Source organism: Vibrio sp. J502, assembly GCF_025397955.1.
In the GTDB taxonomy this organism is placed as follows: Bacteria; Pseudomonadota; Gammaproteobacteria; order Enterobacterales; family Vibrionaceae; genus Vibrio; species Vibrio anguillarum.
This window is the reverse complement of the sequence record NZ_CP104555.1, coordinates 759,444-774,773: the sequence shown is the minus strand read 5'-3', so window position 1 is coordinate 774,773 and position 15,330 is coordinate 759,444. Positions and strand designations below refer to the sequence as shown.

The 15,330-nt window shown below is 44.0% G+C and carries 13 protein-coding genes and 1 pseudogene; 7 read left to right on the top strand and 7 right to left on the bottom strand.

All coding sequences use genetic code 11. The features are described from left to right. Positions 1–234: 234 nt before the first annotated feature. Both N5E84_RS19220 and N5E84_RS19215 read right to left on the bottom strand, forming a co-directional pair. Positions 235–1,385 (bottom strand): IS3 family transposase gene (locus N5E84_RS19220; protein WP_095661212.1). Its coding sequence is split into 2 segments (ribosomal slippage): positions 235–1,142 and positions 1,142–1,385, totalling 1,152 coding nucleotides; the frame shifts between segments, so codons are not numbered across the junction. A gap of 132 nt (positions 1,386–1,517) precedes the next feature. Next, the gene (locus tag N5E84_RS19215) at positions 1,518–2,153 is read right to left on the bottom strand and encodes a hypothetical protein (protein WP_026027861.1); all 636 of its coding nucleotides are present in this window, start codon (positions 2,151–2,153) and stop codon (positions 1,518–1,520) included. A gap of 341 nt (positions 2,154–2,494) precedes the next feature. On the opposite strand from N5E84_RS19215, the gene N5E84_RS19210 reads away from it, so the two are divergent. Together N5E84_RS19210 and N5E84_RS19205 are read left to right on the top strand one after the other, a co-directional pair. After that, positions 2,495–3,034, top strand: a complete 540-nt coding sequence (locus N5E84_RS19210) for a cytochrome b (protein WP_013867852.1) — start codon at positions 2,495–2,497, stop codon at positions 3,032–3,034. Further along, complete coding sequence (locus N5E84_RS19205; RefSeq protein WP_019283319.1) at positions 3,031–3,600, top strand: YceI family protein; 570 nt, start codon at positions 3,031–3,033, stop codon at positions 3,598–3,600. The genes N5E84_RS19210 and N5E84_RS19205 overlap by 4 nt, the downstream gene beginning before the upstream one ends. Positions 3,601–3,696: 96 nt before the next feature. Here the strand turns inward: N5E84_RS19205 and N5E84_RS19200 are convergent, their stop codons facing one another. After that, positions 3,697–5,469, bottom strand: coding sequence for a methyl-accepting chemotaxis protein (locus N5E84_RS19200; RefSeq protein WP_029388454.1), 1,773 nt, complete (start codon positions 5,467–5,469; stop codon positions 3,697–3,699). Positions 5,470–5,542: 73 nt separating this feature from the next. On the opposite strand from N5E84_RS19200, the gene N5E84_RS19195 reads away from it, so the two are divergent. Beyond that, positions 5,543–6,574: an IS630-like element ISVa15 family transposase gene (locus N5E84_RS19195; RefSeq protein WP_026027704.1), complete on the top strand. Its 1,032-nt coding sequence runs from the start codon at positions 5,543–5,545 to the stop codon at positions 6,572–6,574. Positions 6,575–6,762: 188 nt separating this feature from the next. After that, a complete protein-coding gene (locus tag N5E84_RS19190; RefSeq protein WP_013867849.1) occupies positions 6,763–7,368 on the top strand; it encodes a beta-phosphoglucomutase family hydrolase in 606 nt (201 codons plus the stop codon). A 27-nt stretch (positions 7,369–7,395) separates the two neighbouring features. On the opposite strand, the gene N5E84_RS19185 is transcribed toward N5E84_RS19190, so the two are convergent. Continuing rightward, positions 7,396–7,869: an FKBP-type peptidyl-prolyl cis-trans isomerase gene (locus N5E84_RS19185; RefSeq protein WP_017046439.1), complete on the bottom strand. Its 474-nt coding sequence runs from the start codon at positions 7,867–7,869 to the stop codon at positions 7,396–7,398. Positions 7,870–7,888: 19 nt separating this feature from the next. Further along, positions 7,889–8,515 carry a thiol:disulfide interchange protein DsbA/DsbL gene (locus tag N5E84_RS19180; protein ID WP_019282283.1) on the bottom strand — a complete coding sequence of 209 codons (627 nt, stop codon included), beginning with the start codon at positions 8,513–8,515 and terminating at the stop codon, positions 7,889–7,891. 154 nt (positions 8,516–8,669) lie between these two features. Here N5E84_RS19180 and N5E84_RS19175 point away from each other — a divergent pair, with 154 nt between their 5' ends. Beyond that, positions 8,670–9,287, top strand: a complete 618-nt coding sequence (locus N5E84_RS19175; protein WP_013867846.1) for an OmpA family protein — start codon at positions 8,670–8,672, stop codon at positions 9,285–9,287. A gap of 113 nt (positions 9,288–9,400) precedes the next feature. Here N5E84_RS19175 and tkt read toward each other — a convergent pair whose 3' ends face one another. Next, positions 9,401–11,395, bottom strand: a complete 1,995-nt coding sequence (gene tkt, locus N5E84_RS19170) for a transketolase (RefSeq protein ID WP_164732804.1) — start codon at positions 11,393–11,395, stop codon at positions 9,401–9,403. A 75-nt stretch (positions 11,396–11,470) separates the two neighbouring features. Further along, positions 11,471–12,421, bottom strand: a complete 951-nt coding sequence (gene tal, locus N5E84_RS19165; RefSeq protein WP_029388425.1) for a transaldolase — start codon at positions 12,419–12,421, stop codon at positions 11,471–11,473. Between the two features lie 455 nt (positions 12,422–12,876). Here tal and N5E84_RS19160 point away from each other — a divergent pair, with 455 nt between their 5' ends. Next, a complete protein-coding gene (locus tag N5E84_RS19160; RefSeq protein WP_019283151.1) occupies positions 12,877–13,869 on the top strand; it encodes a sugar-binding transcriptional regulator in 993 nt (330 codons plus the stop codon). Positions 13,870–14,031: 162 nt separating this feature from the next. After that, positions 14,032–15,304: pseudogene (locus N5E84_RS19155) on the top strand (glycoside hydrolase family 18 protein). Positions 15,305–15,330: the final 26 nt, after the last annotated feature.

The window sequence follows — 15,330 nt, the reverse complement described above, 5'->3', positions numbered from 1 at the left end:
ACATCCTAATCATTAATTTTTGCTTGAAGCATCCGAGCGCCAATATGCCATGCCATATTATTGACTCACCTTGACCTTTGTCAATTGTACCTTTGGCTAAGATGAAAATTTGTGGGTTGTCAAAACAGCATCACAAATATTGAATTATTTAGTGAATGTGATGTGGCAGGTTCAATTGATTGAGTGTGTGCTAAATCAGAAGACTGATCTGCTCCAGCCAGACTGGACACTTCATTAAGCGACATTTTTATTTTCAAAGTTAACTGGACTTAGATACCCAAGAGCACTGTGCCTTCTTGTCCGATTATAATCAACCTCGATGTATTCAAAGAGCGTTTGACGCATCTCGTCTCGCGTCATGATCGGCTCATATTGGATCGCTTCAACCTTCATTGAATGGAAGAAGCTCTCAACACAAGCATTATCCCAGCAGTTTCCTTTCCTACTCATACTTTGCTTTAGATTATAAGCGGTTATGATGTCTCGATAATCTTTTGAGCAGTACTGACTACCTCGGTCACTATGAACGATCACCTGCTCAGGGAACCCACGACGGAACAAGGCCATTGATAATGCATCGCAGACCAGTGTTGCGGTCATTCTGGTATCCATAGACCAGCCGACTACTTGCCTTGAATAAAGGTCAATAATTACCGCCAAATACAGCCAGCCTTCACTTGTCGCAACATAGGTGATGTCTCCCGCCCACTTTTGATTCGGAGCCTCCGCGTTAAAATCCTGAGCTAGCAGGTTCGGAGCAACTGGCATTTTATGTTTGCTATCCGTAGTGCACCTAAACTTACGTGCCGCTTTCGGCGTTAAATCCTGACGCTTCATACTAGCGGCAATGGTTTTAACATTACGGCTATCACCGTTCTCTGCCAGCTCTTTCTGGATACGCCTTGAACCATCACGGCCTTTGCTGTTGTCAAAAGCCTTTTTGACCTTCGTATCAAGCTCTTGGCGAGTTACCTCGCGCTGAGTGGCCTTGTGGCGATGCTTAATCCAGTAATAAAACCCACTTCGTGAAACCCCGAACACCTTAGCCATGCGGACAGCACTGAAGCACAGCAGGTGTTCGAGCATAAATTCGTAGCTATCTACTTTAGATTTTTCGCGAAGTAGGTGGCGGCCTTTTTTACGATATCTAGCTCTTCAGCTTGCTCGGCCAATTGCCTTTTGAGCTTTGCGACTTCAGCGGCTAGATCTTTTTCCCGCTGACTGGTGCTAGTATCTTTCTTGGCTGCTTTACGCCAACCGTAGATCTGGGATTCGTGTAACGAGAGATGCTGCGCTGCCGTAGCTACTCCCAGCTTTTCTGCTAGCTTCAGTGCTTCTGCTTTAAATTCAGCAGAATGGAGAATACGTTTTTTCTTGTTTGTCATGGTTCACCTCATTAGTGATTGTACTCACTTAATTAGGTGTCCAAAACTGGTGGTGCGGATCAGACAGCACAATGAAGAGGGTAATAAGGTAAAATCTAGAACTTGGAAGAAAATGAGGGCGGTTTGTTTACGTTACGCCCATTGTAATACGGCATATAATTGAACGTATTTTCGGACTAGTTGCTGGTTTTTAGAGCGTTTTAAAGGATGGCTAAATTTAATATAACAAGGGCTAATTTGAAAACGGTTCTCTAAAGATTGAGTTAGCAATGAGTCACTTTCATACAGCGTGATACCTTGTGCGAGGTATTGATCTATTTCATCGGGTAATTGCCCTGTCCACCAATGAAGTAACTCGCGACTTTTTTGGCTACGACTGATCCAGTGATCGGTCAGTAATAACAGTAAATCATTCGGTTGAATCGCGTAAGCGTACTCATATTTCCACTGCGCAATGTCTTGCATCAACTTTTCTCGACAGGTTTTACCAGCACTGACCATATGGTGAGTCAGGATCCATACTGTTCCTGCATCACTGCTCACTCGGTAATGGTGTGGCATGTCTCGCTGAGGGATTGATTCAATAACAGAATAGTGGCATGGGTGCCCAAATTCACTGAGTGTACGAGCCAACCTGCGAGCAAAAGCCAGTCCTAAGTGATGTTCACTCATTCCTTGGTTGTGTATGGTGGGGTAGTGCTTTTCACAAAGTTTTAGGCAGTCAGCTTGAAATTCGTTGACGCTTTGCGTGAGTATATCCAATAGCAACTCGTTGTTCTCCTTTAATAAAGCCAAGCAAGATTACCACAGTTATCAACAAGCACGAGCAGCAAATAGCGAGTTCTTGATCTTTCACACTATTCTTCTAATACGAGCATTCTACAGGTGTTATACCCTTATGATTTGAAGCTACCGTTGTTTCAAGTTGTTTGAGCCTAAGTCGTGGTTATCTATATCCACAATAAGTTCCTTCAGTTTTTTCGAATAACTCAATCAGTACTAAAGTATGTCTACAATGTAAAGTATGGTAAATACTGTGTTAATAATTTAGGCTAGAATATAGATTCAATTCACTTTGTTGCTGTTTCACTTGCTGGTTTAGAAAATTTATGACAACTGAAGTTAAAAATTACAACTTAGTCACGCGTCTTATCCATTGGTTATCCGCACTCGTTATCATTGGTATGTTTGGTGTTGGGATCTGGATGGTTGAGTTAACCTATTACAGTCAATGGTATAACACCGCGCCACATTGGCATAAATCTGTCGGTTTGTTGCTGCTCGCGGTCACCCTGTTCCGCATACTATGGAAATTGGTGAGTGTCTCTCCTGCCATTGGTGGCGGCCACTATGAGCGCATTGCGGCTAAAGCGGCGCACGGATTAATGTATTTATTATTGATGACGCTGTTTGTATCAGGCTATTTGATCTCAACAGAAGATGGCCGAGGGATTGATGTTTTCAATTGGTTTACTGTACCAAGTATGGGCTTGTTGTTTGAAGGACAAGCCGATCTCTCTGGTACGGTTCACTTTTACGCAGCTTGGACGCTGATTATTTTAGCAGGCGTGCACGCTGTTGCCGCACTCAAGCACCATTTTATTGATAAAGACGATACGCTACGAAAAATGATAGGAGCTTCTAAATGAAGAAAACGTTACTTGCTACTGGATTGACTTTCGCAACACTCATGCCGCTAGGTGCAAACGCTGCTGACTATGTTATAGATACCAAAGGTGCGCATGCTTCAATTAACTTTAAAGTCAGCCATCTTGGTTATAGCTTTACCAAGGGCCGCTTTAACAAGTTTGATGGTGAGTTTTCCTACGATCCTAACGACCTTGCAAGCTCAAAAGTGAAAGTTAATGTGGATACTCGCAGCCTGGACAGTAACCATGCTGAACGTGATAAACATATTCGTAGTGCTGATTTCATTGATGCATCAAAATATTCACAAGCCACGTTTACCAGTACTCAAGTAGTTGATAAAGGGAATGGTAAACTAGAAGTGCTCGGTGATCTTACTCTGCATGGTCAAACCAAACCCATTACTATTGATGCAGAATTTATTGGTGCAGGTAAAGACCCATGGGGTGGCCAACGCGCTGGCTTTTCGGGGACAACACGTATCGAACTCGCGGATTTCAATATTGCAGTAATGGGCGCTTCAAGCTATGTCGATATGGAACTCTATGTTGAAGGAATACAAAAGTAATCCACATCTTGTTATGCTTTAAGCAAACATGAATAAAAGGGTCTAACTCTAGACCCTTTTCACTAACTCTCGCTATATTTTATATCTATACATTGGCTAATTGACGGATTTCTGAGTCTGGAATTCGGCGACCGCGTTGTCCATGTCGTTTGCTTGTTTGGAAACGATATCGACTTCAATCAAACACTGTTTAGCTGAGTGCATATTATTATCAGAGATAGAGTTAAGTTCGGTGATCGATTCACTGACTTGGTTCATCACAATGCCTTGTTCTTCAATTGCAGAGGCGATTCGCTCAGAGTTACTTTGTATCATTTCCATGTCAGAGAGAATCTGACGTAAACTATTATCCAGTTCTCCTGAAGCAGTTAGCGTCGCATGGCCTTGGGTATTGCATTGTGCAATATCAGTGACAACGGTGCTCATTTGGCTTTGAATTGCAGAAACGACATTGGTGATCTCTTCCGTTGACTGATGCGTGCGGCTGGCAAGTGCGCGGACTTCATCGGCGACCACAGCAAAGCCTCTGCCTTGTTCTCCGGCGCGAGCGGCTTCAATCGCGGCATTTAATGCCAGTAAATTGGTCTGCTCTGCGATACCTTGAATGATGTTAACAGCACCGCCAATTTGTTCGACATGCTTGTTCAATGAGGCGATGGAGATTTGACTTTTTTCCAATGTTCGTGAGAGTTCATCGACATTTTTTACCGTTGATTCCACCACTAAACGTCCTTGCTGAGCATTGTGCGCGGCTTTGTGTACACCTTCTACTGCTACACTAGTACTTTCTGAAATTTCGCTGATGGTGGACACCATTTCTTGAACGGCCGTTGCCATTGTCGTGGTGTGGTCAGCCTGAACGTGAAACTGTTCAATCACATCTTCTAATTCGTTATGCATACTTGATGTACTGTTCGATAGCTGGTGAGACTTTGTTTGAGAGCCAGCGATAAGAGTTTCGAACTTATCGAGTAAGGTATTAAAATAAGTTGCGATCGATACCAGCTCGTTGCGGCCAGTCAGTTCAACACGCAAACTGATGTTGTTGCTGTTTGAAATCATTTGCATCACTGATAACAACTTACTCACTTGCACGTTAATGGAGCGCGCTATTTGGAGAATAAATCCAAGGATTAGCACGATCACTAATGCACTGAGCCCTTGCTTCACATAGTTAAGTTCTTGCTCAATACTTGTAATCTCTTTATTTAACACTTCAGAAAAGGTAACAAACTGTTGTTCAACATTATGAGAAAGGTTACGTACTTCACCAAGTAGCCCTTGATTATATTTCAAACCAATCACTTTTTTCTGATCGACAAGCTGTTGGGCGGCCTGTGCTAATGCCGGAAAACGGTTAGTCACTGTGCTGTTTTGCAGCTCTCCAACCTGCACGCTTTGATCAAACGCCATCAGCTCTAAAAGTAATGCATCATCAGCATTAGGTTTTATGGTTTCCAATGCTTGTAAATAAGTGGCTAAAAGGCCGGATTTTTCATTTAATCCGTATAGGCTATAAGCCTGCACCAATTTTTCAAAACCTTGTTTATAAGCCAAAAGATCTTGTCGGAGTTGGCTACTAGAGGGGAGATCTCGATCTAACAGGATGAGGGAAAGTTGCTGTTCCAGATCTAAAAAAAGAGTGCTGTTTTTTTTAAAGGTTTCAAGGTATTTCACGTCGCTTCGCAGAAGAAAATCTTTCTCATTGCGCCGCAAATTGAGCAGTCTAATTTCAAGTTTATCGACTAAGTTAATGGCTTGATTGAGCGTTTCGGTGGTTTGGGAAAAATGTGTGGTAGTGGCTAACATTACCAGAACCCCGATAACCGCAATAGCACCCAGTGAATATAATTTTTGTTTGATACTCATGAGATTATACACCTATACCCGTGATCATTGAAGATGCTTGATTTTCAATAGAATCAGGATCATGCTACAAACCATGAAAATCACACTGACTCCTCAACAGAAACTGCAACTCGAACAGATGCACGACATTGAGCGTGATAGTCGAGTTTGCGACCGTATTAAGGCTGTTTTGCTGGCTTCTGAAGGCTGGAGTCAGACTATGATTTCACAAGCTCTTCGTATTCATGAATCGACCGTTGCACGTCACCTCAGTGACTACGTACTTTCTGAAAAACTTAAGCCTGAGAATGGAGGAAGCCAAAGCAAGCTTTCTGCTATTCAAACCATGCACCTAATCGAGCATTTGACTGAGAAAACCTATTCTCATACTCATCAAATTGTCGCCTATGTTAAAGAGACGTTTGGGCTTGATTATACTGTTTCTGGTATGAACAAATGGCTTCACCATAATGGTTTTAGCTACAAGCAACCGAAAGGCATACCACACAAGTTTGATGAAGCAAAACAGCAAGCATTCATAGAGGCGTATGAAGCGCTAAAGGCAAGCTGTGGCGAGGATGAATCGATAGTCTTTATCGATGCAGTTCACCCAACACTATCAACAAAGATATCGCATGGCTGGATACGTACTGGTCAGGATAAAGTGATTGAAACAACGGGTAATCGTAGCCGATTGAACATTATTGGCGCACTGAACCTGTCGGATATTGGTGCAACCATTGTTCACGACTATGAGAGCATTAACAGTGAATCGATTGTTCGTTTTTTCTGTAAGTTAAGAGAGAGTTATTCGTTAGCCCATAAGCTTCATATCATATTAGATGGTGCGGGATATCACCGCAGTGACTTAGTCAAAGATGCGGCGTTTGTCCTGAATATTAAACTGCATTATCTTCCACCTTACAGTCCAAACCTCAACCCAATAGAGCGGCTATGGAAAGTAATGAATGAGAAGTCGAGGAACAACGTTTACTTCAAAAGAAAACGGGACTTCAAGGCGGCAATAGACCAATTTTTTTCTGTGACTCTTCCAGAGATCGCAGGCTCTTTGACATCTCGAATTAATGATCATTTTCAGGTTCTCAAGCCTGCATCTTCAAGTTGATTCGGTATAAGTAAAATGACAATAATTGATGAAAATGTAATTATTAGTATGTTTAATTAGAATGTTAGGATTAAATGAAGCGTATATCAATGAACGCAAAAATATAAATTACATTCATTATCGTGACACAATATTGGAACTTTTATTTTGTTGATTCCCATAGAATTTGTTAGAGGCGCTCTGTAAACATGATTGAATTAGAAAATTACCAAGGACTTATTTTTGATATGGATGGTACGTTGCTTGACACCATGCCAGCGCATTTAGAGGCTTGGTCAAAAACAGCGCGACATTTTCGTTTCCCATTCTCAGAACAGTGGTTGCACAGTTTAGGTGGCATGCCTAGCGCTAAAATCGTTTCACAAATCAATAAGCTGCACGATCTCAAATTGGTGCCAGAGCTGGTCGCTCAATTTAAAATGGCGGCATTTTCTTCTATCGAAAATAGTGGTGAGGTAATTTCTTGTACTCATGAAGTTGTTGAGCAGTTTTATGGTAAAAAGAAGCTTGCGGTTGGGACTGGAAGCCAAAGGCAAAGTGCACTCGCATTGCTTAAAAAGTCTGGGCTATTAAATCGCTTTGATGCTGTAGTAACGGCGTCTGATGTTGAAAACCATAAGCCGAATCCAGATACATTTTTGCGTGCAGCCTTTTTATTAGATCTCGAACCTAAGCATTGTGTGGTATTTGAAGATACTCATTTGGGTAAACAAGCCGCTCACGCTGGAGGAATGGATTGTGTGATGGTAGAGGAGGGAAAACTGGTGTTTTATCCAGTCCCTTCTCAAGAATAGAGCCGCGTAATGCGGCTCAACACCGCTTTACTGGATTTCAATTAATTCCACATCAAAAATCAGTACGGATGCGGGCGGGATAGGGCCGCTGCCACTTTTGCCATAACCTAAATTACTGGGTATGAACAGGCGCATTTTTTGTCCTTCCACCATCAGTTGTAGACCTTCCTGCCATCCTTGAATCACTTGCTTCAAACCAAACACAATCGGGTCGTTACGTTCAACTGAGCTATCAAACACCGAACCGTCAAGTAAAGTTCCGTGATAATGCACTTTTACACGACTGTTGGCTTTCGGATGAACGGTGCCAGTACCTTGTTGGAGTACGAGATATTGCAGGCCACTTTCGGTTGTTATCACGCCATCTTGCTGAGTATTTTCAGCCAAAAACGCTTGGCCTTTAGCAAAATTTTCATCGGCAATTTTGTGGTTATTCCACGTACGATAGATAAAAAAGCCAGCCAGTAAAAAAATAATAATTGGAAATACAAATTTAGACATATTTTTAAAGCCTTGTGGATTAGGGGGGAGTCAATAAATATGAGATGGTATTCGCGATATCTGCTGCATCTTTATGACCGGAGGTGATGACTAAATATTTGCCTTTCACAATAAAGGTTGGAACGGCATTGATTTGGCCTTTTACTGAAATATCATCAGCGAGCTGAATCTCTTGGAATAACTGTTTTTGCTGCTCATCATCTAACGAATACGGGCTGATTAGCCCTCGCTGGCTGAAGGCCAAATCAATCGCTTCTTTACGCTCACTTAACGTTACTTCTTCATCCATTTGCACGACCGAAAATAGCTGTTCCATCATGGCATGATCGGGAATTGCTCCCAGTTGCATCACGGCTGAATAGTAAATCATGGCTCCAATCTGTGCGCCTTCGTTAAAGGTGACATGCAGTTTACCAAATGTTTCGCCTGTTATTTTCTCTAGCTCTGGGATGACCTTTTCCATTGAACGACAGTGTCCGCAAGTCAGCGAAAACACTTCCGTGACGGCTGGCAGGCGGTATGTTGCAAGACTTACGGGAAGCTCATCATATTGTTTCCCTTTTTGTGGCGTAGTGTTGTCACCGCAGCCTGCTAGAATCAGTAGTGTTGTGATGAGAGTCAACCAATAGCGTGTGTTTTTTTTCATAACGAGTATTGAGTTAAAAAAGAATACTTGAATTCTAACGGCTTACCGTGACAAGGAAAACAGAAACAACCACGAAATTGCTACCAAATATATATAAAGTTTTACAGTCTTGGCCGATACAGTTTAGGTAGTAAGAGAATGGAGTGATGCTTGAATGAAGTATTTAGCCTTACCGTTATTGATGTTGTTAACGGGGTGTGGAACATTAGCCACCGCAGATCGGATGTTTAGCGACAATCTATTGGATGCAGCGCCAAAAGGTGATTTTGACGTGCTCTACCCTGAATGGGGCTATGCGCCGAAGATTGCTTCAACAGGTGTTCAAGGCCCGATGGGACAGCAGCGCGTGAGTAGTTATGATTCTTTGCAAAGTTTTTTATTGAAGAATGGCGTTGATTACGAGGTTCTCCCTGGTAACCATATTATGGTTAAATTGAAAGATACGGTGAAATTTGAAACGGGCTCGTCCACCGTCTCCTCTGGCTCTGGTGACTGGCTTACTATGATGGGACGTTATTTAGCCTCAGAACCCGGTATTGATATTGTGATTGATGGCCATACGGACAGTAGTGGAGCGCCAACTTTTAATGATGGTTTATCTGAACGTCGAGCGAAAGCGGTAAAGAACACTTTAGTGAAAAGTAATGTGGCGATGGACTCTATTTTTACCCGTGGATATGGTGAATACGTTCCGGCTTGTACGAATAAAACCAATGCAGGTAAAGCATGTAACCGTCGTGTGGAAGTGTTATTTATTGTTTCCAATAATTAAGTTATGCCTTTTGGTGGCGTGCCTTTTAAGTGATGTATCTCTTTTCACACGCGACAAGATCAAAAAAGCCCAGCGAATGATTCGCTGGGCTTTTGCATTAAAAACTAAACGACTTAAGCAAGCAGCTCTTGTGCTTGTTTCACCACGTTTTCAGTCGTAAAGCCGAACATTTTGAACAGTTGATCCGCCGGTGCTGACTCACCAAAGGTAGTCATACCGATGATCTTGCCGCCAAAACCAACGTACTTGTACCAGAAGTCGGCGATACCTGCTTCAATTGCAATACGCTTAGTCACGGCGGCTGGTAGTACGGCTTCGCGGTAAGCTGCGTCTTGTTTATCAAACGCATCGGTCGATGGCATCGAAACTACGCGCACTTTCTTACCTTCTGCTGTAAGTTGCTCTGCGGCTTTTACCGCCAGTTCAACTTCAGAGCCAGTGGCAATCAGGATAAGCTCAGGCTGACCAGTGCACTCTTTTAGGATGTAACCACCTTTCGCGATATCCGCAACTTGCGTTTCACTGCGTGGCTGCTGCGCTAGGTTTTGACGAGAGAAAATCAGCGCTGATGGGCCATCTTTACGCTCAATCGCCAACTTCCATGCGACGGCTGATTCCACTTGGTCACACGGACGCCATGTGCTCATGTTTGGTGTCAAACGCAGTGAAGCCACTTGCTCAACCGGTTGATGGGTTGGACCATCTTCACCCAAGCCAATCGAGTCATGAGTGTAGACTTGGATGTTCTGGATTTTCATCAACGCCGCCATGCGCATCGCGTTACGGGCGTATTCCATAAACATCAGGAAGGTTGCGCCGTAAGGTACGAAACCACCGTGCAACGCGATACCATTCATGATGGCCGTCATACCGAATTCACGCACACCGTAGTGAATATAGTTACCCGAGAAGTCTTCCGCCGTGAGCGATTGAGAGCCCGACCACATGGTGAGGTTAGACGGTGCCAAGTCCGCCGAGCCGCCCATAAATTCTGGCAGCATTTTACCAAACGCTTCCAGCGCATTTTGTGACGCTTTACGTGACGCAATATTGGCTGGGTTAGCTTGAAGGTCAGCGATAATTTGACTCGCTTTCGCTTCCCATTCTGCTGGCAACTCGCCGTTTACGCGGCGTTTGAACTCAGCGGCTTCGGCTGGGTAAGCGGCGGCGTAGGCTTCAAACTTGGCGTTCCAATCGGTTTCTTTCGCTTGGCCAGCTTCTTTGGCATCCCACTGCGCGTAAATGTCGGCAGGGATGTGGAAAGGTGCATGCGGCCAACCCAGGAATTCACGCGCTGCTTTGATTTCTTCAGCGCCTAAAGGGGCACCGTGACAGTCGTGTGAGCCTGCTTTGTTTGGCGAACCAAAACCGATGATGGTTTTGGTGCAAATCAAGGTTGGACGAGGGTCTGCTTTCGCAGCCTCAATCGCGGCATTAATCGCTTCAGCGTTATGGCCATCAACCGCAGCAATAACATGCCAGCCGTACGCTTCAAAACGTTTTGGCGTGTCATCAGAGAACCAGCCTTCCACATGACCATCGATAGAGATGCCGTTGTCATCCCAAAACGCAATCAGTTTGCCAAGGCCCAGTGTGCCGGCCAGAGAACACGCCTCGTGCGAGATGCCTTCCATCAAACAACCATCACCCATGAACACATAAGTGAAGTGGTCAACGATGTCGTGACCCGGTTTGTTGAACTGCGCCGCCAGTGCTTTTTCAGCCATCGCCATGCCGACCGCATTGGTAATACCTTGACCCAATGGGCCCGTGGTGGTTTCAATGCCCGGCGCGTAACCGTATTCTGGGTGACCCGGTGTTTTTGAGTGCAATTGACGGAAGTTTTTCAAATCATCAATCGACAGCGCGTAACCGCTCAGGTGCAATAAAGAGTAAATCAGCATTGAGCCGTGGCCGTTTGACAGCACAAAACGGTCGCGGTCAGCCCATTGCGGGTTTTGTGGGTTATGGTTTAAGTGGCTACGCCAAAGCACTTCAGCGATATCCGCCATACCCATCGGTGCACCAGGGTGACCAGAGTTAGCTTGTTGAACACCGTCCATACTAAGAGCACGGATGGCATTGGCTAATTGTTTACGTTCCATAATAATTACCGACAAATAATAGAGTTAGAAAGGAAAGGGGAACGTTAATCGTTCCCCAAATTTTAATTCGTAAGTGGATTACAACTTGGCTGCAATCATGACTTCAAGTTTGCCTTGGTCAATGGCAAAGTTACGGATGCCTTCCGCTAATTTTTCTACGGCCATTGGGTCTTGGTTATGTTCCCATAGGAACTCTGCATGGGTCATTGCTGAAGGGCGTTCTTTGTTACCTTGAGAGTCAACCAGTTTTTCAACCACTTCACCTTCAGCTGCTTCGAGTTCTGCCAGTAAAGAAGGGGCAATAGTCAAACGATCACAGCCTGCTAGCTCTAAAATTTCACCAATATTACGGAAGCTTGCGCCCATCACGACTGTCTTGTAGCCATGCTCTTTGTAGTAATTGTAAATAGCAGTCACGGACAATACACCAGGATCTTCTTGCGGTGCAAAATCACGGCCTTCTTTGGCTTTATACCAATCCATAATGCGGCCGACGAATGGAGAAATCAGGAATACGCCTGCTTCTGCACACGCGCGTGCTTGAGCAAAGGAGAATAATAGAGTCAGGTTACAGTTGATGCCTTCTTTTTCAAGGATCTCTGCTGCGCGAATACCTTCCCAGGTTGAAGCCAGTTTGATCAAAATACGGTCGTTAGTAATGCCAGCATCGTTGTACATTTTGATCAGTTGGCGCGCTTTTGCCACGCTGCCTGCCATATCATAAGAGAGGCGAGCATCGACCTCGGTAGAAATACGCCCTGGAATCGTTTTTAAGATCTCTTTACCGATATTGACAGCAAGCATGTCACAAGTATCTTGAACTTGTTGAGCCTTGTCTGAGCTCTGTGTTTTTGCGTATGCGATAGAAGCATCAATCAGTGGCGCGTATTCTGCAATTTGAGCCGCTTTAAGAATGAGAGATGGGTTAGTGGTCGCATCTTCTGGTTGGTATTTTTTGATTGCGTCAATTTCACCAGTGTCAGCAACAACAGTCGTCATTTTACGAAGTTGCTCTAATTTATTGCTCATATCGATCATCCTATTTCTTTGGGCCAAGCCAGATTTTGAGTTTGCTGGGCATTTGCAAGCGGGTTAGCAATCACATAGTCATGTCTTACACATGCCAGAAAAGCTAACTCAATTATTTCCAGCGACCGAACATTTGTGTTGAACATTTGCTCGTTCGTTGAGTAAATGATGTAGCCATATTTATCTTATCCACTGGGAAAGTCAATCGCTGTTCTGAGGTTATAGTGATATCAATCAACTATTTTTTTGTGAATTAATCTCAGTGCTGATAAATAAACGTTTGCTTAGATTTATCAAGGGTTGAAAGCGAACGTTACTGCGCATTGATTAGAGTGAGAAAATGTAATTTCCGTGAGCAAATGTTGCAAAGTAAATGAGGCTTAACCTATGCTAGGTCAATGAGCAAATGCTCAATTGTCGTTATTCTGCGCACAATATTGACCATGAGATCCCGTATGACCACTCCCAATCAAGACATTTCTATCGAAAATACTGACTTATTAACTGAAATTTCAGTGGCTTATTACCAAGATGGTGCAACTCAAGAAGAGATCTCGAAAAAGTTTTCTCTTTCACGAGCCAAAGTAGGGCGAATGCTTAGACAGGCACGCGATGAAGGGATTGTCGAAATTACGGTGAAATATCACCCTGTTTTTAGCGCCAAAATTGAGCAGCGACTGATTGAACGCTTTGGCGTAAAACGTGCGCTGGTTGCACTTGACCAACCTAGCGAAGAGTTGCAGCGCCAACAAGTGGCGGGGTTGGTTTCCAATTACCTGACCAGTACGCTAAAAAACGGCATGGTTGTGACCGTTGGTCAAGGCCGAAATGTATCGGCCGTTGCGCATCATATTGGCGTGATCACACCACGAGAGTGTAAGTTTGTCTGTAGTATTGGTGGCATTCACCCAAGAGGTGGGATGTTTAATGCGGATCATATCTGTCGGCAACTGGCCAAAAAATACGGTGGAAGCTCTGAAACGCTTTATGCGCCTGCCTATGCTGAAAATCGCGAACAAAAATTGGCGTTTATGCAAAATGCAACCGTCAAACAAACCTTAGATTTAGCACGTAAGGCAGACATTGCGTTAGTGGGTATTGGGGATATGAGTGAAAACAGCTACATGGTCGATCTCGGTTGGTTTACCGCCGATGAAGTGGTGCAGTCGCGTTTACAGCAAGGTGTGGTGGGGGATTTCGCTGGTTATGATTTTTTTGATATCCACGGTAAAGCTGCCAATACGGTGATGAGCGATCGTGTTATTGGGTTAGGGATTGACGAATTTCGACCGATTGCTGAGGTGATCGCTATCGCGGCTGAAAACAGCAAACCTTTAGCGCTGCTTGGGGCGCTACGCACCGGTGCAATTGATGTGATTGCCACCAGCGTAAGCAACGCGTTAACGGTATTGAATTTAGATGAGCAGATACAAACCGTCATTGGTTAGTGGATTCAGGTTAGTGAATTTAGGCTCATAAATTAATCTGCAATAACTGTAACGTGATTTTAAGATCTGAGTTTGGCTCGCATTGGCTGATTATTTTTAAACTTAAAATATATTTCTCTGCTGTATTGACGCAAACCCAAGGAGAAACTTATGAACAAGTTGATGATCGCCCTTCTCGTTGTTGCGTCATTTAACGCTACCGCAGAGACAACCAAACCCGTCGTGGCGGGCTACTTTGCTGATTGGCAATATGAAAATGAGGAAAACCCCTACACAGTTAAAGATATTCCAGCAGAGAACTTGACTCATGTTATTTACGCCTTTTTGAGTATGTGTGGCCCCCATTCTGGAGCCAGTGAAACCGTACAAAAGCAAATCGCTAAGCAATGTGAAGGAAAAGCACCATTTAGTGCGATTGTTGTTGATACTAAATCCGCACTAGAAAAAGAGTTTGGCGCAGTCAATGTACCAGTTCCTTACAAAGGCTCAACTTGCACAAATGAAGAAAGACTATCCGACGCTTAAGATTCTGCCTTCATTTGGCGGCTGGACAATGTCTGAACCGTTCCACGCAATGATAAAAGATCCTGCTACGATCAAGCATTTTTCCAAAACAGCGGTTGAACTTATAGAGCAGTACGCCTTCTTTGACGGCATCGATATCGATTGGGAATATCCGGGTGGTGGCGGTTTAACTACTTCGCCTTGGAATCCGGATACGAAATTAACCGACGAACAAAAAGAAGCAGAAAAACAGGCCTATACCGAGCTGATGAAAACATTACGTGCTGATTTGGATACGTTGAGTAAAAAGACGGCTCGCCACTATGAACTTTCTACTGCTGTTGGTGTTGGAGCGAAAGCGGCTCAGATAAATTGGCCCGCCGTATCCCCTTATTTAACCAATATGTTTGCGATGACTTATGATTTTCTGGGTGGTTGGGGAACGCAAACGGGCCATTTAACCAATTTACATGCGACGGATCGCAGTTGGTGGGGAATGGGAGCCGATGTGTTTATCAATCAAATGATCGAATTGGGTATACCAAGCGAGAAATTGGTTATCGGCGCGGCGTTTTATGGACGTGGTTGGCAAGGCACTCAAGATTATGAGGGTGGTTTGCCTACGGCTGATCTCGTGTCTGAGCAGGGAGCGCCGTTTGGGACCGGTGAAAATGGCTATTTCATGTTCTGGGATTTGATGAAAAATTATCGCGCGGCACAAGGGTATCAATATGGTTACGATCAAGAATCGCAAGCACCATATTTATGGAATGCAGAAAAGAAAGTATTTATCTCGTATGAAGATGAACGTTCAGTGCGCGCCAAAGCCAAATGGGCAAAATCAGCGAAGCTAGGGGGAATTTTCACATGGGAACTTTCAGGTGATCCTTCAAATGAATTGATCAAAGCAATGGCTGATGAGTTGAAATAGCACGCTTTGTAAAACATGATCAAATC